This window comes from Streptomyces sp. NBC_00358 (genome assembly GCF_036099295.1).
Lineage (GTDB): Bacteria > Actinomycetota > Actinomycetes > Streptomycetales > Streptomycetaceae > Streptomyces.
Genome location: NZ_CP107976.1, coordinates 2,594,092 through 2,615,423 on the forward strand (window position 1 = coordinate 2,594,092; position 21,332 = coordinate 2,615,423).

16 protein-coding genes are annotated in these 21,332 nt (G+C 71.9%); 8 read left to right on the forward strand and 8 right to left on the reverse strand.

Annotated elements, in window-relative coordinates; translation table 11 throughout:
- Window positions 1-421 precede the first annotated feature (421 nt).
- On the forward strand, window positions 422-781 hold the full coding sequence (locus OHT01_RS10685; RefSeq protein WP_328552906.1) for a hypothetical protein: 360 nt from the start codon (window positions 422-424) through the stop codon (window positions 779-781).
- Window positions 782-1,470: 689 nt separating this feature from the next.
- Here OHT01_RS10685 and OHT01_RS10690 read toward each other — a convergent pair.
- On the reverse strand, window positions 1,471-2,946 hold the full coding sequence (locus tag OHT01_RS10690; RefSeq protein ID WP_328558081.1) for a sensor histidine kinase: 1,476 nt from the start codon (window positions 2,944-2,946) through the stop codon (window positions 1,471-1,473).
- 699 nt (window positions 2,947-3,645) lie between these two features.
- Window positions 3,646-6,360, reverse strand: a complete 2,715-nt coding sequence (gene acnA / locus OHT01_RS10695) for an aconitate hydratase AcnA (RefSeq protein ID WP_328552907.1) — start codon at window positions 6,358-6,360, stop codon at window positions 3,646-3,648.
- Between the two features lie 740 nt (window positions 6,361-7,100).
- Between acnA and OHT01_RS10700 the strand changes: the two genes are divergently transcribed.
- The 3 genes from OHT01_RS10700 (at window position 7,101) to OHT01_RS10710 (ending at window position 9,936) form a co-directional block, all read left to right on the forward strand.
- The gene (locus OHT01_RS10700) at window positions 7,101-7,295 is read left to right on the forward strand and encodes a DUF4236 domain-containing protein (RefSeq protein ID WP_326784988.1); all 195 of its coding nucleotides are present in this window, start codon (window positions 7,101-7,103) and stop codon (window positions 7,293-7,295) included.
- Between the two features lie 229 nt (window positions 7,296-7,524).
- Window positions 7,525-9,054 (forward strand): helix-turn-helix domain-containing protein, encoded by a 1,530-nt coding sequence (locus OHT01_RS10705; protein WP_328552908.1) that lies wholly within the window; start codon window positions 7,525-7,527, stop codon window positions 9,052-9,054.
- A 222-nt stretch (window positions 9,055-9,276) separates the two neighbouring features.
- Window positions 9,277-9,936 (forward strand): MSMEG_1061 family FMN-dependent PPOX-type flavoprotein, encoded by a 660-nt coding sequence (locus OHT01_RS10710; RefSeq protein WP_328552909.1) that lies wholly within the window; start codon window positions 9,277-9,279, stop codon window positions 9,934-9,936.
- A 320-nt stretch (window positions 9,937-10,256) separates the two neighbouring features.
- Here OHT01_RS10710 and OHT01_RS10715 read toward each other — a convergent pair whose 3' ends face one another.
- Window positions 10,257-10,706 carry a DUF6299 family protein gene (locus OHT01_RS10715; protein ID WP_328552910.1) on the reverse strand — a complete coding sequence of 150 codons (450 nt, stop codon included), beginning with the start codon at window positions 10,704-10,706 and terminating at the stop codon, window positions 10,257-10,259.
- 251 nt (window positions 10,707-10,957) lie between these two features.
- Here OHT01_RS10715 and OHT01_RS10720 point away from each other — a divergent pair, with 251 nt between their 5' ends.
- Window positions 10,958-11,152, forward strand: coding sequence for a DUF5999 family protein (locus OHT01_RS10720; RefSeq protein ID WP_328552911.1), 195 nt, complete (start codon window positions 10,958-10,960; stop codon window positions 11,150-11,152).
- A 24-nt stretch (window positions 11,153-11,176) separates the two neighbouring features.
- Here the strand turns inward: OHT01_RS10720 and OHT01_RS10725 are convergent, their stop codons facing one another.
- Together OHT01_RS10725 and OHT01_RS10730 are read right to left on the reverse strand one after the other, a co-directional pair.
- Window positions 11,177-11,575, reverse strand: coding sequence for a RidA family protein (locus tag OHT01_RS10725; RefSeq protein WP_328552912.1), 399 nt, complete (start codon window positions 11,573-11,575; stop codon window positions 11,177-11,179).
- A 101-nt stretch (window positions 11,576-11,676) separates the two neighbouring features.
- Window positions 11,677-12,834, reverse strand: coding sequence for an acyl-CoA dehydrogenase family protein (locus OHT01_RS10730; RefSeq protein WP_328552913.1), 1,158 nt, complete (start codon window positions 12,832-12,834; stop codon window positions 11,677-11,679).
- A gap of 127 nt (window positions 12,835-12,961) precedes the next feature.
- Here OHT01_RS10730 and OHT01_RS10735 point away from each other — a divergent pair, with 127 nt between their 5' ends.
- Window positions 12,962-14,809, forward strand: coding sequence for an AMP-binding protein (locus tag OHT01_RS10735; protein ID WP_405915871.1), 1,848 nt, complete (start codon window positions 12,962-12,964; stop codon window positions 14,807-14,809).
- Entirely contained in the window at window positions 14,806-15,648 is an 843-nt protein-coding gene (locus tag OHT01_RS10740) for a PaaX family transcriptional regulator (protein WP_328552914.1), read from the forward strand. The genes OHT01_RS10735 and OHT01_RS10740 overlap by 4 nt, the downstream gene beginning before the upstream one ends.
- 5 nt (window positions 15,649-15,653) lie before the next feature.
- Here the strand turns inward: OHT01_RS10740 and OHT01_RS10745 are convergent, their stop codons facing one another.
- Window positions 15,654-17,996, reverse strand: a complete 2,343-nt coding sequence (locus tag OHT01_RS10745; RefSeq protein ID WP_328552915.1) for a bifunctional salicylyl-CoA 5-hydroxylase/oxidoreductase — start codon at window positions 17,994-17,996, stop codon at window positions 15,654-15,656.
- Window positions 17,997-18,003: 7 nt separating this feature from the next.
- Window positions 18,004-18,831, reverse strand: a complete 828-nt coding sequence (locus tag OHT01_RS10750; protein WP_328552916.1) for an enoyl-CoA hydratase family protein — start codon at window positions 18,829-18,831, stop codon at window positions 18,004-18,006.
- A 538-nt stretch (window positions 18,832-19,369) separates the two neighbouring features.
- Here OHT01_RS10750 and OHT01_RS10755 point away from each other — a divergent pair.
- The gene (locus tag OHT01_RS10755) at window positions 19,370-19,810 is read left to right on the forward strand and encodes an ATP-binding protein (RefSeq protein ID WP_328552917.1); all 441 of its coding nucleotides are present in this window, start codon (window positions 19,370-19,372) and stop codon (window positions 19,808-19,810) included.
- Here the strand turns inward: OHT01_RS10755 and OHT01_RS10760 are convergent.
- Complete coding sequence (locus OHT01_RS10760; protein ID WP_328552918.1) at window positions 19,767-21,236, reverse strand: amino acid permease; 1,470 nt, start codon at window positions 21,234-21,236, stop codon at window positions 19,767-19,769. The genes OHT01_RS10755 and OHT01_RS10760 overlap by 44 nt on opposite strands.
- Window positions 21,237-21,332 lie beyond the last annotated feature (96 nt).

Genomic DNA, 21,332 nt, shown 5'->3' on the forward strand with positions numbered 1-21,332 from the left:
GCCGGGGTCGTGCGGGATCGGGGCGAGGTGGGAGCGGTACCGGGGGCGGGTTCCGGTCCGCCCTTGTGGGAGCGCTCCCACCTCATGGGGAAATTAGCGCGCATACGAAACCCTGTAAACGTCTGGCGCACGGCGCGCGCCCGTGGCCCCACCCAGCACGTCACGGGTACGGCCCTGGCGCGGGACCGCGTTCCCGGAACCTCGCGGGCTCCCACGCCCTCTAGTTGGGAAAACGGCGCGTGCCAACGGGAGCGCGGGAGGAGGTGGGCCGATGCGGGACTCCGGGGGTGACGGGAGTCGCCGGAGCGGCGGGCTGCGCACGGGACGCTGCGCGCGCACCGGCCGCTTTGGCCGCACCGGCCGCTTTGGCCGCGGTGGCCGCGGTAGCCCCGGTGGCCCCGGTGGCCCCGGTGGCCCCGGGGTGCGTACCGGACGCGGCGGACCCGGCGGTGGCCTCGGCCGCGCCCTGTCGGCGGCCGCGTTCGCGAACCTGCTGATCGGAGGGGTCGGGATCGTTCCCGGCCTGTGCGTGCGGTGGCTGCTGACCCGCTTCCCGTCCGTCCACTGCGACGGCCCCTTCGGCTGCCACCGGGAGACATCCGACAACGCCCTGGGCCTGATCGCCGGCGCGGTGCTGGGCGGCGGCTTCGTCCTCGGCATGGTGCTGGTGGTGGACATCCTGATGCCCTACCAGGAGGGCCGCCCGATGGGCCCCTGGCTCAGCATGACCGCCCTCGTCCCGGCACCGCTCCTGCTGGGGCAGGCGGTGGGGTGGTTCTGAGGCGGGTCGGGGCCGGGGGTCCGGCCCCTGGGTCCGCACGGGGGTCCGCCCCGGGGCCGGGCCGTCGAGCCCGTGGGCCGTCGGCCGGGTGTCGTCGGGACCGGGGAGTGGACGGTGGCTTCGTCTCCGGGGTGGGGGCGGGTGTGTGGTCCCGCGGGGCCGCCGCCGTCTCCGGGCCCGGCGAGGGCCGGAGTCGGGCCGGGGCCGTAGGCCGGGGGCCAGGAGCCGGAGGCCGGGAGTCAGGAGCCGGAGGCCGGGGGCCAGGGGTCGAGGCCGGGAGCCGAAGGCCAGGAGCCGGGGCCGGAGGCCAGGAGCCGGAGGCCGGGGGCCAGGGGTCGAGGCCGGGGCCCGTGGGTCATCGGGCGGACGTCATCGCATCCGAGGGAAGGCGGTGGCCCCCGGGGCGGGGCGCGGGTGCGCGCTCCCGCGGACGCCCCACCGGGCCCGGCGAGAGCACGGGCCTGGTGCCGGGGCCGTGGGTCATCGGCCGGGAGCCGGGGATCGTGGGCCGTCGGCCCGGAAGCCGGGGCCCGTGGGCCCGGGCCGTCGGCCCGGGCCGGGGGGCCGGGGGCCGTCTGCCAGGGCCAGGGCCATCGTCGGGGGCGAGGGCCGAGGAGCGAGGCCCGAGGGTCGTCGGCCCCGGCCCCCGCCCTGGGTCGTCGGCCGTCGGCCGTCGGACGGGTGCCGTCTCAGCCGGGGTGGACGGTGGCTTCCTCTCCGGGGTGGGGGGCGGGTGTGTGGTCCGCCGGGCCCGGAGATGGTGGCGGCTCCACGGGGGGCGCGGGGTGCGCGGCCGGGAGTTCGACGGTGAACTCCGTGCGGCCCGGGGTGCTCTCGGCGTGGATGCGGCCTTGGTGGGCCGTGGTGATCGCGGCGGCGACGGCGAGGCCGAGACCCGAGCCGCCGTGTCCGGGCGAGACACGGGAGCGGGAGGGGTCGGCCCGGCTGAAGGGTTCGAAGACCCTGGGCAGCAGGGCGGGCGGGATGCCGGGGCCGTCGTCGCGGACCCGGATCACCCAGGACGTACCGGTGGCCTCCACCGTGGCGACGACCGTCGTGCCCGCCGGCGTGTGCGCGCGTGCGTTGGCCAGCAGCCGCGACACCGCCTGGCGGAGCCCTGCCTCGTCGCCGGCCACCACGGCCGGGGAGTCCAGGGGCAGGGCCAACTGCCAGGTGTGCTCCTCCCCCGCGGCCCGCGCGTCCCGCACCGCCTCGGCGACCAGCGCCGCCAGGTCCACCTCCGCCGACGGCCAAGGCCGCCCCTCGTCGAGCCGGGCGAGCAGCAGCAGATCCTCGACGAGGCCCGTCATCCGCGCCGACTCGGCGGACACCCGCCGCCAGGCCAGCGCCGCGTCGACCCGCCCGGCGCCCCGGTTCATCAGTTCGGCGAATCCGGCGATGGACGCCAGCGGCGTACGGAGTTCATGGCTCGCGTCGGCGAGGAAGCGGCGCACGCGCTCCTCACCGCGGCGTGCCTCCTCCTCGCCGCGCAGGCGTTCCGCGCGGGAGGTCTGGGCGTGGTCGATCAGCCGGTTGAGCGCGGCGCCGACCTGGCCGGCCTCGCTGCCGGGGTCCGCGTCCTGTTCGGGTACCCGGGGCGGGCCGGTCACCCCGCCGGGCCCGAGCGGCGACCGGGAGACCTCGGCGGCGACGGCCGCCACCCGTTCGAGTGGGCGCAGTTGACGCCGGACGACGACCGCGCAGACGCAGCCCACGACGGTGAGACCCGCGGCCGCCACCACGCCCTCGACCACGACCAGACCACGGATCGTGTCCTGTACGTCGTCCATCGGCAGGGCGGTGAGCACGGGCCGTCCGCCGCCGTCGAGCGCGGTGAACCGGTAGGTGCCGAGCCCGGGAACCGACCGGGTGTGCAGGGTCCCGTCCGGCGCCGCACCGGCGAGCGCGGAGCGCTGGGCCGGGCCGAGTTCACGCGGCGCGCCGGAGCGGGTGACCAACTCGGCCGTGAGGACGGCTCCGCCGCCGTCGAGCCGGGCGGTGATCGTGCCGGTCGGCTGCCCGCGCTCGTCGAGGGACCCGGGGCCCGTCCCCGCGGCCGCCCCGGCCGGCACGGCGCTCCGGCTGCGCTCGGCGGCGTCGCCGACCCGTCGGTCCAAGTCGCCGAGCAGGTGGGCGCGTTGCTCGAGGACCGTGGCGAACCCCATGGTCACGCAGACCGCGAGAAGCGCCAGTACGACGAGGCCGAGAAGCCGCGCGCGCAGGGATCGGACCCCGGCCGATCGGGAGCTGGTGGATCGGGAGCTGGTGAATCGGGAGCTGGTGAATCGGCCGGTGGATAGGGAGCCAGTGGATCGGGGGCCGGTGAATCGGCCGGTGGATCGGAGGCCGGTGGATCGCTTTGGCTGGGGCGTCGGGCAAAGGGGCCGCTTCCGGCGGGACCGTCCGCGCCACCGTGTCCGCGGTGACCGGCGTGCGCCGGGCAGGGTGCTCATCTCCCGTTCTCCGGCGGCCTGACGGCGTACCTGGAGCCGCGCACCGTACGGACCGGGGCCGCCCGCCCGGTGCCGCGTCCACGGCGCGTACGGGCGACGGACGGCAGACCGGCGCGTACCGGATCGTCGTGGACGATCGGCACACGGACACGGACGTGACCGACAAGGAACCCAGATGCGCCATACATGGGGCAATCGTGGCCCGGCCCGCTGGGGGAAGCCTGTGTTCCACCTGAGCAACGCCGATGTCCTGAAGCCGGGTTCGGGGGCGACGGCGTAGGTGACGGCGCAGGCAGCCTCGACGGGCACGGCGGAGGGCCGCACCCCCGTCACCGGGGATGCGGCCCTCACCTGCCTTGGAGCTGCCCTGCCGCTGTGGTCGGGCTGTCCTGCAACTGCCCTACCGGACGCTTAGTTGCGGATCAGGTTGCGCAGCACGTACTGCATGATGCCGCCGTTGCGGTAGTAGTCCGCCTCGCCGGGGGTGTCGATGCGCACGACCGCGTCGAACTCGACGCCGGTGTCGGTGGCGACCTTCACCGTGCGCGGGGTGGTGCCGTTGTTGAGCTCCTCGACACCGGTGAAGGAGAAGGTCTCCTCGCCGGTCAGTCCGAGGGACTCGGCCGTGGCGCCCTCCGGGAACTGGAGCGGCAGCACGCCCATGCCGATGAGGTTCGAGCGGTGGATGCGCTCGTACGACTCGGCGATGACGGCCTTGACGCCGAGGAGCGCGGTGCCCTTGGCGGCCCAGTCGCGGGACGAGCCGGAGCCGTACTCCTTGCCCGCCAGGATGACCAGCGGGATGCCCTGGTCGATGTAGTTGCGCGAGGCGTCGTAGATGAAGGAGACGGGGGCGCCGTCCTTCGTGAAGTCGCGGGTGTAGCCGCCCTCGGTGCCCGGCGCGATCTGGTTGCGCAGGCGGATGTTGGCGAACGTACCGCGGATCATGACCTCGTGGTTGCCGCGGCGCGAGCCGTAGCTGTTGAAGTCACGACGCTCGACACCGTGCTCCGTGAGGTACTTGCCTCCGGGGGTGTCGGCCTTGATCGCACCGGCCGGGGAGATGTGGTCGGTGGTGACCGAGTCGCCGAGCTTGGCGAGGACGCGCGCGCCGGCGATGTCCGAGACCGGGGTGGTCTCCATCGTCATGCCCTCGAAGTAAGGGGGCTTGCGGACGTACGTCGACTGCGGGTCCCACTCGAAGGTGTTGCCCTCGGGGATCGGCAGCGCCTGCCACTGGGCGTCGCCCGCGAAGACGTCCTGGTAGGACTTGTTGAACATGTCCTCGCCGATGGCGTTCGCCACGACGTCGTTGACCTCGGCCTCGGAGGGCCAGATGTCGGCCAGGTAGACCGGCTTGCCCTCGGTGTCGGTGCCGAGCGCGTCGCGGGTGATGTCCACCTTCATGGAACCCGCGAGGGCGTAGGCGACGACCAGCGGCGGGGAGGCCAGGTAGTTCATCTTGACGTCGGGGTTGATACGGCCCTCGAAGTTCCGGTTGCCGGAGAGGACCGAGGTGACCGCGAGGTCGTGGTCGTTGACGGCCTTGGAGACCTCGTCCGGCAGCGGGCCGGAGTTGCCGATGCAGGTGGTGCAGCCGTAGCCGACCAGGTTGAAGCCGACCTTGTCGAGGTAGGGGGTGAGCCCCGCCTTGTCGAAGTAGTCGGTGACGACCTTGGAGCCGGGGGCGAGGGTGGTCTTGACCCACGGCTTGCGGGTCAGACCCTTCTCCACGGCCTTCTTCGCGACGAGCGCGGCGGCGACCATGACGTACGGGTTCGAGGTGTTGGTGCAGGAGGTGATGGCCGCGACCGTCACCGCGCCGTGGTCGATCTCGTAGGTCGAGCCGTCGGGGGCCGTGACCGTGACCGGGTTGGACGGGACGCCGTTGGCGGCGGCCGGGGAGTCGGAGGCCGGGAAGGACTCCTTGCCCGCCTCGTCGTCGTCGGCGACGTAGTTGCGCACGTCGCTCTTGAACTGCTCGGCGGCGTTCGCGAGGACGATGCGGTCCTGCGGGCGCTTCGGGCCGGCGATCGAGGGGACGACCGTGGAGAGGTCGAGCTCCAGCTTCTCGGAGAAGTCGGGCTCGGCGGCCGGGTCGAGCCAGAGGCCCTGCTCCTTGGCGTACGCCTCGACGAGCGCGAGCTGCTGCTCGGAGCGGCCGGTGAGCTTGAGGTACTTGATGGTCTCGCCGTCGATCGGGAAGATCGCGGCGGTGGAGCCGAACTCCGGCGACATGTTGCCGATGGTGGCGCGGTTGGCCAGCGACGTGGCGGCCACACCCTCGCCGTAGAACTCGACGAACTTGCCGACGACACCGTGCTTGCGCAGCATCTCGGTGATGGTCAGCACGAGGTCGGTGGCGGTCGTGCCCGGGGTGAGCTCACCGGTCAGCTTGAAGCCGACGACACGCGGGATCAGCATGGAGACCGGCTGGCCGAGCATCGCGGCCTCGGCCTCGATGCCGCCGACGCCCCAGCCGAGCACGCCCAGGCCGTTGACCATCGTGGTGTGCGAGTCGGTGCCGACGAGGGTGTCCGGGTACGCCTGGCCGTTACGGACCATGACCGTACGGGCCAGGTGCTCGATGTTCACCTGGTGGACGATGCCGGTGCCCGGCGGGACGACCTTGAAGTCGTCGAACGCGGTCTGGCCCCAGCGCAGGAACTGGTAGCGCTCCTTGTTGCGGCCGTACTCCAGCTCGACGTTCTGGCCGAAGGCTTCCTTCGTGCCGAACTTGTCGGCGATGACGGAGTGGTCGATGACCAGCTCGGCCGGGGAGAGCGGGTTGACCTTGGCCGGGTCGCCGCCGAGCTCCTTGACGGCCTCGCGCATGGTGGCGAGGTCGACGACACAGGGCACGCCGGTGAAGTCCTGCATGATCACGCGAGCGGGCGTGAACTGGATCTCCTGGCTCGGCTGCGCCTGGGAGTCCCAGTCACCGATGGACCGGATGTGGTCGGCGGTGATGTTCGCGCCGTCCTCGGTCCGGAGCAGGTTCTCCAGCAGCACCTTCAGGCTGTACGGAAGGCGAGCCGAGCCTTCCACCTTGTCCAGCCGGAAGATCTCGTACGACTCGTCGCCCACCTGCAGCGTGCTGCGGGCGTCGAAGCTGTTCGCCGACACGACAGTCTCCTTCATTGATGTGCGCGTTCCCACCGCATCCTGCCGCCACGACGCCATGGCCGATCCGCTAAGGTAAGGCTAAGTTAGGTAACCCTTACCGCCGGATGGACGACGCAGTGCGACTGCGGTACGCCTCGGCAGATATCTCGATGTCGAGATAACTCTAGTACATGGGGGCGGGCAGGTCATGTCCGGGCGCCCGCATGTCCGGCCGGTGTCGCTTGTACCGGTCGGAGCGCCTTGTCCGAATCGGAGCGGCTCGGCCGACGGGGAGACCCGCAGAGCGGGCGCCATGGAGGGACCCGCACCGACGGGCGCCGCCGGCCGCCAGCGCCCTCAGCCGAAGAAGCGACCGCGTCCGGCACGGCGGCCACCGGCCCACGGCGGTCACCGGCACACGGCGATCACCGGCGTTCAGGCCCGAAGACGCCCGAACCCAGGACACTCGCCCACCCACGCACCTGCCCGCCTGCCCGCCTGCCCGCCTGCCCGCAGACAACGGTCACTCGTCCGGAACGGCGGACACTCCAGGCACCCCGCCCGCAGGCCCCCATTCGCGCGCCCCGAGCCCCAGCCCCAACCCCAGCCCCCATGGACGCAATCCGTCACCCCGGAGATGCAACTCAGCCCATCACGAAGGAAGTTGACACCCCGAAGCCGAGGGCAGGCACATCGGAGCGGTTTCGGGGTACCCGGTGTCCGCCGGGAACGTCCCGGCCCGACCGACGCAGGGGGCACCCATGCCGCTGACCTTCCGCAAGAGCTTCCGCATCCTTCCCGGGCTGCGGCTCAACATCAACCGCAAGTCGTGGTCCATCACCTCGGGCGGGAAGAACGGACCGAGGCGCACGCACAGCAGCACCGGACGCCGGACGACGTCGATGGACCTGCCCGGGCCGTTCGGCTGGCGCAAGACGACCCGTAAGGCAAAGTGACCTAATAGCGACATACGATCTCAGTATCGACGAACCGTCACGGAACCGCCTCTTCACGCCATTCGCCGGCGGTGGCGCGTACTCGCGGAACCTTCCGGCCCGTCGCGAGCGCCACCGCCGGGCGGGCGCGGGCACCCGAACTCCCCCTCGAACAAAGCCTCCTGGACCGGGCCACCCGGAAGGCCGCGCTCCATTTCTCTTTATCTCACATCCGATATACGGTCGCGCCATGGCAGACGACTACCTCGTACGTATCGGCAAGCTCATCCGTGACGCCCGGCAACACCGGGGCTGGACACAGTCGCAGCTTGCCGAGGCGCTCGGCACCAGTCAGAGCGCCGTCAATCGCATCGAGCGCGGCAACCAAAACATCAGCCTTGAGATGATCGCCCGAATCGGTGAGGCGCTGGACAGTGAGATCGTCTCGCTCGGATATGCGGGTCCGATGCATCTGCGCGTGGTCGGCGGGCGTCGTCTGTCCGGCTCGATCGACGTCAAGACCAGCAAGAACGCCTGTGTCGCGCTGCTGTGCGCGACCCTCCTGAACAAGGGGCGCACCGTGCTGCGCCGGGTGGCGCGGATCGAAGAGGTGTACCGCCTGCTGGAGGTCCTCAGCTCGATCGGTGTCCGCACCCGGTGGATCAACGGCGGGGTCGACCTGGAGATCGTGCCGCCGAGCGAGCTGAACATGGAGGCCATCGACGCCGAGGCCGCCATCCGCACGCGGTCCATCATCATGTTCCTCGGCCCGCTGCTGCACCGCCTGGAGGCGTTCAAGCTGCCGTACGCGGGCGGTTGCGACCTCGGCACCCGGACCATCGAGCCGCACATGATCGCGCTGCGCCGGTTCGGCCTCGACATCGCCGCGACCGAGGGGCTCTACCACGCGCGGGTCGACCGGTCCGTCACGCCCGGCCGGCCGATCGTGCTGACCGAGCGCGGGGACACGGTCACCGAGAACGCGCTGCTCGCCGCCGCCCGCCACGACGGCGTCACGGTCATCCGCAACGCGTCCTCCAACTACATGGTCCAGGACCTGTGCTTCTTCCTGGAGGCCCTGGGCGTACGGGTGGAGGGCATCGGCACCACGACGCTCACCGTGCACGGCGTGCCGAACATCGACGTCGACGTGGACTACTCGCCCTCCGAGGACCCGGTCGAGGCGATGAGCCTGCTCGCCGCCGCCGTGGTCACCGAGTCCGAGCTGACGGTGTGCCGGGTGCCGATCGAGTTCCTGGAGATCGAGCTCGCCGTCCTGGAGGAGATGGGCCTCGACCACGACCGTACGCCCGAGTACTTCGCGGACAACGGCCGTACGCGGCTGATCGACCTGACGGTGCGGCCCTCCAAGCTGGAGGCGCCCATCGACAAGATCCACCCGATGCCGTTCCCGGGCCTGAACATCGACAACGTCCCGTTCTTCGCGGCCATCGCAGCCACCGCGCAGGGCCAGACGCTGATCCACGACTGGGTCTACGACAACCGGGCGATCTACCTGACCGACCTCAACCGCCTCGGCGGCCGGCTCCAGCTCCTCGACCCGCACCGGGTGCTCGTCGAGGGCCCGACCCGCTGGCGCGCCGCCGAGATGATGTGCCCGCCCGCGCTGCGGCCCGCCGTGGTCGTCCTGCTCGCGATGATGGCGGCCGACGGCACCTCGGTCCTGCGGAACGTGTACGTCATCAACCGCGGCTACGAGGACCTCGCGGAGCGCCTGAACTCGATCGGCGCGCAGATCGAGATCTTCCGGGACATCTGAGCGACCTTCGCGGGAACACCGCCGCTCCACTTCTCGATCAGGTGTGTACGGGTCGGGAGGTGGTGCGGCGGCTCGCTTTCCGGGTCGGGATCCCGCACCGCCCAAGGACTCCTGACGCATTGAGCCGCGGGGCTGCGGGCTGACCCGCGCTTGATCCTTTCTCCATGTATCCGCTCCCGCCGACCAAGATCGATCGCAGGTCGGCCCCATAGGGTCCAAGGCATGACGACATCCCTTGCCGGCAGTGCCTTCGACTCGCTCCGCCTCGACGCCGTGCCCGACCAGGAGACGCTGCGCCGGGCCTATGAACTCCCCAGTGACGCGGCCGTACGCAAGCAGATGACCGAACTCACCGAACAGACCCAGCGGTTGATCAGATGCTCATCGCTGGTCCTGGTCGCCAGCACGGACGCCGAGGGCAACTGTGACGTTTCCCCGCGCGGCGGCCCCGCCGGGTTCGTCGCCGTCCTGGACGCACGGACGGTGGCGATACCGGACGCGACCGGCAACAAGCGTCTGGACACCCTGCAGAACGTCGTCGCCACCGGACGGGCCGGACTGCTGTTCGTCATCCCGGGGCGCACCACGACGCTCAGGGTGAACGGCCGGGCCTGCGTCTCCACCCGCCCGGAGCTGCTGTCGCAGCTGACCGCCGTGGGCAAGCCGCCGGCCAGTGCGCTGGTGGTGGGGATCGAGGAGGTCTACCCGCACTGCCCCAAGGCGCTCCTGCGCAGCGGGGCCTGGAAGCCGGAGCAGTGGCTGCCCGCGGACGCCCAGCCGGCCTCGGCCGAGGTGACGCTGGCCCAGCTCCGGATGCCGGAACTGACGATCGCCGACATCGAGCAGACGGAGGCGGACTCGCTGAAGTACCGGTACGAGTAACGGGCCGACCAGCGACTGCTGAACCACCGGCTCCGCCGAACCCCGGACCGGTACACCCCAGGATCAATCGCGGGGCATCCGTCTATGGGGAATGGCGTATCAGGGTCAAGGACGACAGCGGGAGTCCGGGACGCCCGCGTCGCTCACTCGGCCCGACCGCGCAGCAGGCGGGTGTTCCTCGGCGGCGAGGATCGTCCCTGCCCGATGCACCTGTCGGCACATCACCTGCACCATGTTCGAATCACCGGACACCCTCTCGGCCTCGTTCCATGACCCGGTGAGGCCGCCGGCCCGGATTGCCGGCGGCCCTCCGCGGTCGATCAGCCCTGCGCGACGGTGATGTCCTGCTCCCGGGTCGCATGGACCGAGGGCAGGGGGAGGCCGGTGGCGCTGATGTCGAACACCGTGGCCTCGACGTGCGCCCGTCCCGGGACGAGGGTTTTGGGCGCGCTCTGCTCCGAGTTGCTCCAGCGGTGCTCCGCGCCGTCGCAGACCGCCGAGGAGCCGCCGATGGGGTGGCTGGCCCTGGGATCGCCCTGGGAGACCGTGGAGGACACGAACACGGGCCCGGCGGCGCCCGTGCAGCGATAGGTGCCCGAGAGGGTGACGGTGCCGTCGGCGGCGACCGTGCCGGTGGGGTCGACGGTCACCTCGTCGGACGGGGCGGTCCGGGCGATGCCGTACGGGGCGGACAGGGCGACGGCGGACGGGGCGAGGAGCAGGAGCAGCGCGGCACCGGCGGCCGTTCCGACGGCCTGGCGAAGTGACATGGAGTACCTCCTGGAGCAGGGGCCTGGAAAGGGCGCTCAACAGGTACCTGTCCGGAGCCCCGAGGGCGGTGATCATCACCCCTTTGGTGGCGAGTTGGCACCGTCCGTCTTGGGGACGTCCGAGAGTTGTCCTCGTGTTGTCACGCTTCACGGCCGGCTGTTCCGATCGGCTCGCCGCGCGCGCATGGTCTCTTCATGAGGGGCGACGACAACGCCGCCGACACTCCTCGCATCCCCTGTGGAGGCGCACCATGTGTTCACACCGGTCCTCGTGCCCGTCCGCGGACACCGCCGCCCCGCACATCGTCTCGGCCCACCCCGAGCAGGGCTGGAACCTCCTGTGCAACGGCGCGATCGTCTTCGACGACAGTGGCGAACTGCTCCCCGACGGGAGCGTGATCGCTCCGCACCGGGTGTTCGTCGGGCGGCTGGCCGTCGCGGCCTGAACTCCGGCCGCTCTCCCCGCGGCCCTACGCCAGCACGGCGAAGCCGTCGAGTTCGACCAGCGCCTGTTCGTCCCACAGGCGCGTGGCGCCGATGACGGCCATCGCGGGGTAGTCGCGGCCCGCCAGCCGGCGCCAGATGCGGCCCAGTTCGGGAGCGTGGACCCGGTAGTCGGCGATGTCCGTGGCGTAGACCGTGACCCGGGCGAGGTCCGACGGTTCTCCGCCCGCGGCGCGCAGCGCGGTCAGCAGGTTGGTCAGCGCCCGCTCGAACTGCAGGGGCAGGGTCTCCCCCACCACCTTCCCGTCCACGTCGAGCGCGGTCTGGCCGGCGAGGAAGACAACCCGGGAGCCGGTGGCCACGACGGCGTGGGAGAACCCCGCGGGCGGGGAGAGTTCGGGCGGGTTGACGCGATCGGCGGTCATTCGCCCCTCGCTTCAGGTGTCTGTCCGGCGGTCATGCGCGCCCCGCTTCTGGTCTCTGTCCGGCGGTCATGCGGACCCCGTTCCCTGTGCTCGGTGGACGGTCACGCGGGCCCCGTTTCCCTCGTCGGCTCGGTCCGCCGGTACAACTCCTTCGCGATGACGGCCCGTTGAACCTCGCTGGCCCCCTCGTAGATGCGCGGCGCGCGCACCTCGCGGTAGAGGTGTTCGAGGAGATGGCCGCGGCGCAGGGCGCGGGCGCCGTGCAGCTGGACGGCCGCGTCGACGACGTACTGGGCCGTCTCGGTCGCGAGCAGCTTCGCCATCGCCGCCCGCCGGGGAACGTCCGATGCCCCCTCGTCGTAGGCCGCCGCGGCCGCGTACACCATGAGGCGGGCCGCCTCGGTGCGCAGCGCCATCTCGGCGACCTGGTGGGCCACGGTCTGGAGGTCCTTCAGCGGGCCGCCGAACGCCTCGCGCCGGGCCGTGTGCGCGAGGGTCGCGTCGAGCGCCGCCTGTGCCATGCCGACGGCGAAGGCTCCGACGCTCGGCCGGAAGAGGTTGAGGGTGTTCATGGCCACCCGGAAGCCCTGGCCGGGTTCGCCGAGGACGTCGTCCGCCGTGACGGGTACGGCGTCGAAGGCGAGTGCGCCGATGGGGTGCGGGGAGAGCATGTCGAGCGGACTGCCGGTGAGGCCGGGGCGGTCGGCCGGGACGAGGAAGGCGGTGACGCCGCGGGCTCCCGCGTCGGGCGCGGTCCGGGCGAAGACGGTGTAGAAGTCGGCCTCGGGGGCGTTGGAGATCCAGCACTTCTCGCCGGTGAGCCGCCAGCCGCCGGTACCGGTACCGGTGCCGTCCTCGTCCGCCCGGAGCGCCAGCGCGGCCGCGTCCGAACCCGCGCCCGGTTCGCTCAGCGCGAAGGCGGCCACGGCGCCGCCGTCCGCGACCCGGGGCAGCCAGTGCTCACGCTGCGCCGCGGTGCCGTACGCGTGGACCGGGTGGGCGCCGAGCCCCTGGAGGGCCAGTGCCGTCTCGGCCTCGGTGCAGACCTGGGCCAGCGACTCGCGCATCAGGCAGAGGTCCAGGGCTCCGGAGGTGAACAGGCGGGAGAGCAGGCCGAGTCGGCCGAGTTCGGCGACCAGCGGACGGTTGACGTGGCCCGGCTCGCCCTTGTCGGCCAGTGGGCGCAGGTGTTGCGCGGCCAGCGTGCGCAGCTCGGCACACCAGGCGATCTGCCCCGGATCAAGCGAGAATGCGGTCATTGCCCGTCCTCTCTCCCCGTCGGACGCCTCCCACACTATCGCGAACCGTTGACTGTCGTCACCAACACGATACGCTCCTTGTGCGAGCCCACCACGACGCCCACCCAGGCAAGGGGGCGAACCCTCCATGGACCCTGTGGACCCTGTGGATCCCGTCGATCCCGCGGGCACCCCGGGGCCGGCACTCTCGGCCCACGTCGACACCTTCCCGCGCGACCATCTCCCGCCCCCCGAACAGTGGCCCGAGCTCCGCTTCGAGCTTCCCGGGCTGCGCTACCCCGACCGGCTGAACTGCGCCGTCGAACTCCTCGCGGACACCGGCCCCCAACGCCCGGCGTTCCGCACCCCGTCCGGCGCCCCGTGGACGTACGGACAACTGCGCGCCCGGGTCGACCGCATCGCCCATGTGCTCACCGGTGAACTGGGCGTCGTCCCGGGCAACCGGGTGCTGCTGCGCGGCCCGACCACCCCGTGGCTGGCCGCCTGCTGGCTGGCGGTGCTGAAGGCGGGCGCGGTCGCCGTCACGGTGCTCGCCCAGCAGCGGCCGCACGAACTCGGCACCATGTGCGGGATCGCCCGGGTGACCCATGCCCTGTGCGACATCCGCTCGGTCGACGACCTGGTCAAGGCGGAGATCCCCGGGCTGCGGGTGACGACGTACGGCGGTGACGCGCCCGACGATCTGCTGCTGCGCATCACCGGCGCTCCCGACGAGCCCTTCGACGCGGTGGACACCGCCGCCGACGACGTGGCGCTGATCGCGTTCACCTCGGGAACCACCGGACGGCCCAAGGGCTGCATGCATTTCCACCGCGATGTGCTGGCGATAGCGGACACCTTCTCGAAGCATGTGCTGCAGCCCCATGAGGACGATGTCTTCGCGGGCAGCCCTCCTCTGGGGTTCACCTTCGGGCTCGGCGGTCTCGTCGTCTTCCCCCTGCGCGCCGGCGCCTGCTCCCTGCTGCTCGAACAGGCGGGCCCCAAGCAGTTGTTGCCCGCGATCGCCGAGCACCGGGTCTCCGTGCTGTTCACCGCGCCGACCGCCTACCGGGCGATGCTGGCGGAACTGGCGGAACCGGACGCGCACGACATCGGGTCGCTGCGGCGCTGCGTCTCCGCGGGCGAGAACCTGCCCGCGGCCACCTGGCGGGACTGGCACGCGCGGACCGGGCTCGGCATCATCAACGGCATCGGCGCCACCGAGCTGCTGCACATCTTCATCTCGGCCGCCGACGGGGACATCCGCCCCGGTACGACGGGGGTACCGGTGCCGGGCTGGCAGGCGCGCGTGGTCGACGCCGACGGGACCCCGGTGCCGGACGGTGAGCCCGGGCTGCTCGCCGTACGCGGACCGGTCGGCTGCCGGTATCTCGCGGACCCCCGGCAGCGGGAGTACGTGCGCGACGGCTGGAACATCACCGGCGACACCTACGTCCGCGACCCCGACGGCTACTTCCGCTACGTGGCCCGCGCCGACGACATGATCATCTCGGCCGGGTACAACATCGCGGGCCCCGAGGTCGAGGACGCGCTGCTGCGGCACCCGGACGTCGTCGAGACGGCGGTCGTCGGGCGGGCCGACGAGGCACGCGGGCAGATCGTGGTGGCCTACACGGTGGTCAAGGAGGGCGCCCGCCGGGACGCCGAGGCGCTGCGCTCCTTCCTCAAGTCCGAGCTGGCACCGTACAAATGCCCCCGCGAGATCGTCTTCCTGGACGCGCTGCCGCGCACCGCCACGGGCAAGCTCCAGCGGTTCCGGCTGCGGGAGGGAACCGGTGCCGACACCGGTGGTGGTTCCGATGCCGATACCGGTGGTGGTTCCGATGCCGATACCGGTGACGGTTCCGGTGGTGGGACCCCTGGTGATTCCGGTGGTGAGGGCCCGTCGGCCGCCGCGTCCGGGGTGCCGGTCCCGGCACCCCAGGGCGACTTGTCCACGGTCGGCGATCCAAGTGATCTTCGCGCACTAGAGTGACCGACGTGTCAGAGCAACACGCCCCCCGGTCCCTCATCGTCACCTTCTACGGCGCGTACGGCCGGTTCACGCCCGGCCCGGTGCCGGTGGCCGAGTTGATCCGGCTCCTCGCCGCGGTCGGTGTCGACGCGCCCTCGGTGCGGTCGTCGGTGTCACGGCTCAAGCGCCGCGGGCTGCTTGAGCCGGCGCGCACCGCGGCGGGCGCGGCCGGATACGCGCTGTCGCCGGACGCGCGGCAGTTGCTCGACGACGGCGACCGCAGGGTGTACGCGTCGGCGCCTCCGGAGGACGAGGGCTGGGTGCTCGCCGTCTTCTCCGTGCCCGAGTCGGAGCGGCAGAAGCGGCATGTCCTGCGCTCGCGGCTCGCCGGGCTCGGTTTCGGCACGGCCGCCCCCGGGGTGTGGCTCGCCCCGGCACGGTTGTACGAGGAGACCCGGCACACCCTGGAACGGCTGCGGCTCGGCCCGTACGTGGAGCTGTTCCGCGGCGAGCATCTGGGGTACGCCGCGACGGCCGACGCGGTGGCGCGCTGGTGGGATCTGGCCGCGATCGCCAAGGAGCACGAGGCGTTCCTCGGCCGGCACGCGCGCGTGCTGCACACGTGGGAGGGGCGCACGGACACCCCGCCCGAAGAGGCCTACCGCGACTATCTGCTCGCCCTCGACTCCTGGCGCCATCTCCCGTACACCGATCCGGGGTTGCCCGCCGCGCTGCTGCCCGGGGACTGGCCCGGCGCCCGCTCGGCCGACGTGTTCCGGGCGCTGCACGAGCGACTTCGGGACGCGGGAGCCCAGTTCGCCGGGGTACCCCCGTGGTCAGGGCGGTCCGGCGCCATGTGATCTCCTCAAGTCCCCAGGGTGAGGCGGGGTTTGGGGGCGTCGGTGCGGCCGGTCTGCGGGGGACGGCTGCCCGCGCGGTAGGGCATCGGCCAGCCGGCGCCGGGCCCCTCGTAGCCCTGTTCGGCCGCCGCGTGCAGCGTCCAGTTGGGATCGTAGAGATGCGGCCTGGCGAGTGCGCACAGGTCCGTACGCCCTGCCAGGATCAGGGAGTTGACGTCGTCCCAGGAGGAGATCGCGCCGACGGCGATCACCGGGAGCCCGGTCTCGTGGCGGATCCGGTCGGCGTACGGCGTCTGGTAGGAACGGCCGTACTCGGGGTGTTCGTCGGCCACGACCTGGCCGGTCGACACGTCGACGGCGTCGGCTCCGTGCGCGGCGAAGGCCCGCGCGATGGCCACCGCGTCGTCCCCGGTGGTGCCGCCTTCCGCCCAGTCGGTGGCGGAGATGCGTACGGTCATGGGCCGTTCCGGCGGCCACACCGCCCGTACCGCGTCGAACACCTCAAGCGGGAAACGCAGCCGCTTCTCCAGTGGTCCGCCGTACGCGTCGGTGCGCAGGTTGGTCAGCGGCGAGAGGAATCCGGAGAGCAAGTAGCCGTGCGCACAGTGCAGTTCGAGGAGGTCGAAGCCGCAGCGGGCGGCGCGCAGGGCGGCCGAGGTGAACTGCTCGCGCAGATCGGTGAGCTGGGCGCGGGACAGCTCGCGGGGGGTCTGGCTGTCCGGCTTGTACGGAAGCGGGGAGGCGGCCACGAGCGGCCAGTTGCCGTCCGGCAGGGGTTCGTCGATGCCCTCCCACATCAGCCGGGTGGAGCCCTTGCGGCCGGCGTGGCCGAGCTGGAGGCCGATCGCGGTGCCCGGCGCCTGCCGGTGCGTGAAGTCGACGATCCGCCGCCAGGAGTCGGCCTGTCGGGCGGTGTAGATGCCCGCGCAGCCCGGTGTGATGCGGCCCTCCGCGCTGACGCACACCATCTCGGTCATCACCAGTCCGGCGCCGCCGAGAGCCCGCGCGCCCAGGTGGACGAGATGGAAGTCGCCGGGGACGCCGTCCACGGCCGAGTACATGTCCATCGGTGATACGACGACGCGGTTGCGCAGGGTCAGGCCGCGCAGCCGCAGCGGGGTGAACATCGGCGGGGTGCCGGGCGGGCAGCGGAACTCCCGCTCGACCGCGGCCACGAAGTGCGGATCGCGCAGCCGCAGGTTGTCGTGGGTGACCCGGCGGCTGCGGGTGAGGAGGTTGAACGCGAACTGCCGGGTGGGCTGGCCGAGATAGCGGCCGAGGTTTTCGAACCAGTCCAGGCTGGCGCGGGCGGCCCGCTGGGTGGAGGCGACGACCGGGCGTCGCTCCTCCTCGTAGGCCGTCAACGCCCTCTCCAGTGAAGGCTGTTCCTCCAGACAGGCGGCCAGTGCGAGCGCGTCCTCGACGGCGAGCTTGGTGCCCGAGCCGATGGAGAAGTGGGCGGTGTGGGCCGCGTCGCCGAGCAGGACCAGATTGCCGTGCGACCAGCGGTCGTTGACGATCGTCCGGAAGTTCGTCCACGCCGACTTGTTGGCGCGCAGCGGGCGTCCGCCGAGGGCGTCCGCGAAGGTCTTGCCGCACCGTTCGACGGACTCCAGCTCGTCGAGGTCCGCGAATCCCGAGGCGCGCCAGACCTCTTCGCGCATCTCGACGATGACGGTGGAGGCGCCGCATTGATCCTGTGGCCCGGAGGGCCTCGTTGAGGGGTGGTGGTCGGGCGACGGGCGGGAGTACGGGTAGCCGTGCAGTTGCATCACGCCGTGTTCGGTCTCGGCGATCTCGAAGCGGAAGGCGTCGAAGGCGAAGTCGGCGGCCAGCCAGATGTAGCGGCAGCGGTGCTCCTCGACGGTCGGCCGGAACACCTCCGCGTGGGCCTCGCGGGCGAGGCTGTGCACTCCGTCGGCGGCGACGACGAGGTCGTACGCCGCCATGAGTTCGTCCACGGGCGGGGCCTCGGCCGTGAAGCGCAGGTCGACGCCCAGCGAACGGCAGCGGTCGTGCAGGATCTCCAGGAGCCGGCGTCGCCCGAGCGCGGCGAAGCCGTGGCCGCCGGAGGTGTGGCACACCCCGCGGTGCACGATGTCGATGTCGTCCCAGCGGACGAACTCGGCCTGGAGCGCCGCGTACACGACCGGGTCGGCGTGCTCGATGCCGCCGAGGGTCTCGTCGGAAAGGACGACGCCGAAACCGAAGGTGTCGTCGGGCGCGTTGCGTTCCCAGAGGGTGATCTCGCGGGCCGGGTCGAGGCGTTTGAGGAGAGCCGCGGCGTAGAGCCCGCCGGGGCCGCCGCCGATCACCGCGACGCGCAGCGCACCGCCGTTCACGCGCATCCCCCTCTCACCGCCCCCGCCACTTCGGGGCCCGCTTCTCCGAGAAGGCCGCGTGGAACTCCGCGTAGTCCTCGCCGTTCATCAGCAGGGCCTGGGTGGCGGCGTCCAGTTCGACGGCGGCGGCGAGCGGCATGTCCAGTTCGGCGGTGAGCAGGGCCTTGGTCTGGGCGTACGCCAGGGCGGGGCCGTCGGCGAGGCGGCGGGCCAGCGCCTGCGCGCCCTCGTCGGCGTGCCCTTCTTCGGTGAGTTCGCTGATCAGGCCGATGCGTTCGGCCTCGGGCGCCCGGACCGGTTCGCCGAGCATCAGCAGCCTGGTCGCGTGGCCGAGCCCGACCACCCGGGGCAGCAGATAGGCCGCGCCCATGTCGCCGCCGGACAGGCCGACGCGGGTGAAGAGGAAGGCGAAGCGGGCGCTGGGGTCGGCCACCCGGAAGTCGGCGGCCAGCGCCAGCACGGCTCCGGCGCCCGCCGCGACCCCGTGCACGGCCGCGATCACCGGGAACGGGCATTCCCGTACGGCCCGGACGACCTGCCCGGTCATCCGGTTGAAGTCGAGGAGCTGGGCGGTGTCCATGGAGAGGGTCGCGCCGATGATCTCGTCGACGTCGCCTCCGGAGCAGAATCCGCGGCCCTCGCCGGCGAGCACCAGGGCCCGGACGGACCGCTCGCGGGACAGCTCGGCGAGCAGGTCGCGCAGGTCGGCGTAGGCGCCGAAGGTGAGCGCGTTGAGTTTCTCGGGGCGGGCCAGTGTGACCGTGGCGACGCCGTCGGTGAGCTCGTACCTCAGATGCTGCCAGTCGGGGGTGCGGGCGGCGGAGCCGGTGAAGGGACTCATGACGGGCGGCCTCCTCGGGCGGGGGGCGACGCGATGCGGCTGTACCACCAAGCTATCACTCATCTGTGACTGTCGTCATGAGTGCGCGATAGAGTGATTCCGGTGTCCTGAATTCGCCGGTCGCATCACCTTTCGGCACACGCCGACCCGCCAGCATTGTCACAGGATGTGATGTGACATGACTCGACGTGATGCCTGCGACTTGTGAAGGGGCTGCCGGGGCTCACGAGGAGGCGGCGCCACCTCGTGAAGGGGCGGTCCCTCGCCGTGGAGGCGGCGGCCCCGCGGCGGCCCGCGGCCCGTCATCACGTCACGGATCATCGATAGCCGTGTAACGGTGGGAGCGGAGGCGGGAGACGGGCCGTTCGTCCGGGTACACAGCCCTGTATCGGACCGAACGTCCCGAAAGAGCAGGGTGACACCCCTGGGGACACAACGGCCGATGTCCCGAGAAAGCCCGCCGAGCGCGTTCGCCCGGTGGAGCCGTACCATTCCTTAGGTTGTAAGCAGGACAGCCTGCTCCACGAACGGACCCGACTTGCACGACACCCCAGCACCCGCCTCCTGGCGCATCGCGCTGCCGCACACCGTCGCGGCCGTGCCCGTCGCCCGTGCGCTGGTCCGCACGGCACTCGCGGAGCGGGAGCACGCGGCCGACAGCGACACCGCCGAGCTGCTCACCGCGGAGCTGGTCGCCAACGCCGTCGAGCACACCGCGGGCGACGGGCCGATAGAGCTGGTCGTCGAGCTGATGCCGACCGGCTGCCGGGTCGAGGTCCACGACCCCGACCCCGTGCCGCCCGTCGACCTCACGCTCCCCCACCCGCCCGGAGAGCCCGACCCGTGGCAGGAGCACGGGCGCGGACTGCTGCTGCTGCGCGCCCTCAGCTCGGCCTGCGGGCACCGCCCCACCGACTCCGGCAAGGCCGTCTGGTTCAGACTGCCTGTGGTTCCCGCTCAGCGGCGTCCGGCGCTGTGACGGCGTCCGCGCCGCCTCCGGCGCGGGTGTCCGTCCGGGCCAGCCGCGAGTTGCGGCGCCCGTAGAGGACGTACACGAGGAATCCGGCCGCGAGGAAGGCGGCGAACTGGATCCAGGTGGTCCAGCCGGTCTCGTACATCAGATAGAGGCAGAAGCCGACACCGAGCAGCGGCACCACGGGGTAGAGCGGTACCCGGAAGGTGCGGGCGAGGCCCGGCTCGCGGCGGCGCAGCGCGATCACCGCGACATTGACGGCGGCCATCACGGCGAGCGTGCCGATGGTGCACAGGTTGACCACGGAGTCCAGGGACGCGAAGGCCGCGGGCAGCGCGAAGACGAGCGCGACGATCAGTGTGCCGGCGACCGGAGTCGAGGTCTTCGGCGAGACCTTCTCGAAGACCCGCGGGACCAGGCCGTCGCGGGACATCGACATCAGGATGCGGGTCTGGCCGTACATCACCGCGAGGACGACCGAGGCGATGGCGACGACCGCGCCGAAGGCGATCACTCCGCCGCCGACGGTGGAGCCGGTGACCTCGTTGACGACGTAGGACAGCGCGGCCGGCCGGCCGCCGACCTTGTCGCCGCCGATGGCCCCGATCGCGGCCAGGGCGACGGCGCAGTAGAGCACCGTGACCAGGCCGAGGCAGACCAGGATGGCGACGGGGATGTCACGGCGGGGGTTCTTGGCCTCCTCGCCGGCCGTGGTGATCGCGTCGAAGCCGATGTACGAGAAGAACGCGGCCGTGGTGCCGGCGCCGATGCCGCCGAGTCCGGCCGGGGAGAACGGCGTGAGGTTGCCGTCCTTGAAGGCGCTGAACCCGATCCCGCAGAACAGCACGAGGACGACGAGCTTCAGCACGGCCATCGCGGCGGTCGCGCGGGCGCTCTCGCGCACACCGCGCACCAGCAGTACCGAGGCCAGCGCGATCACGATGACGGCCGGGAGGTTGATGATCCCGCCGTCGGAGGGGCCGGCGGAGAGCGCGGCGGGCAGCTGCGTACCGGTGAGGCTCGCGAGCAGTTCGTTGACGTACTGGCTCCAGCCGACGGCCACGGCCGACACGGAGACGCCGTACTCCAGGAGCAGGCACCAGCCGACCAGGAAGGCCGTGCCCTCACCGAGTCCGGCGTAGGCGAAGGAGTAGGAGGATCCCGAGACGGGGATCGCGCCGCCCAGCTCGGCGAACGCGAAGGCCGTGAAGACGCAGGTGACGGCGGCCAGGACGAAGGAGACGACCACGGCGGGGCCGGCCTGGGCGACCGAGTCGGAGAGTCCGACGAAGATTCCGGTGCCGACGATGGCACCGACGCCGAAACAGATGAGCTGGAAGAGCCCCATCGTGCGCTTGAGTCCGTTGCCTTCGAGGTCGGCACCGGAGTCGGCGATCAGTTGAGCGGGGGACTTGACGCGTGGAGCGGGCATGCGGGTGGTGCTCGTTTCTGGTGGTGCGGGTGCGACCGTGGGGGTGCCCCCGCCCGACCGCGGTCGGGGATTCGGGGAGGGTCGCGCGGCGGCCCC

Excerpts from the sequence above, each read along its gene's own strand:
- OHT01_RS10715 (WP_328552910.1), bottom strand. The coding sequence starts at position 10,706 with ATGTCACTTCGCCAGGCCGTCGGAACGGCCGCCGGTGCCGCGCTGCTC.
- OHT01_RS10690 (WP_328558081.1), bottom strand. The coding sequence starts at position 2,946 with ATGGGGTTCGCCACGGTCCTCGAGCAACGCGCCCACCTGCTCGGCGAC.
- OHT01_RS10745 (WP_328552915.1), bottom strand. The coding sequence starts at position 17,996 with ATGCGCGTGAACGGCGGTGCGCTGCGCGTCGCGGTGATCGGCGGCGGC.
- OHT01_RS10735 (WP_405915871.1), top strand. The coding sequence starts at position 12,962 with ATGGACCCTGTGGACCCTGTGGATCCCGTCGATCCCGCGGGCACCCCG.
- OHT01_RS10700 (WP_326784988.1), top strand. The coding sequence starts at position 7,101 with ATGCCGCTGACCTTCCGCAAGAGCTTCCGCATCCTTCCCGGGCTGCGG.
- OHT01_RS10720 (WP_328552911.1), top strand. The coding sequence starts at position 10,958 with ATGTGTTCACACCGGTCCTCGTGCCCGTCCGCGGACACCGCCGCCCCG.
- OHT01_RS10705 (WP_328552908.1), top strand. The coding sequence starts at position 7,525 with ATGGCAGACGACTACCTCGTACGTATCGGCAAGCTCATCCGTGACGCC.
- OHT01_RS10730 (WP_328552913.1), bottom strand. The coding sequence starts at position 12,834 with ATGACCGCATTCTCGCTTGATCCGGGGCAGATCGCCTGGTGTGCCGAG.
- OHT01_RS10710 (WP_328552909.1), top strand. The coding sequence starts at position 9,277 with ATGACGACATCCCTTGCCGGCAGTGCCTTCGACTCGCTCCGCCTCGAC.
- OHT01_RS10725 (WP_328552912.1), bottom strand. The coding sequence starts at position 11,575 with ATGACCGCCGATCGCGTCAACCCGCCCGAACTCTCCCCGCCCGCGGGG.
- OHT01_RS10750 (WP_328552916.1), bottom strand. The coding sequence starts at position 18,831 with ATGAGTCCCTTCACCGGCTCCGCCGCCCGCACCCCCGACTGGCAGCAT.
- OHT01_RS10760 (WP_328552918.1), bottom strand. The coding sequence starts at position 21,236 with ATGCCCGCTCCACGCGTCAAGTCCCCCGCTCAACTGATCGCCGACTCC.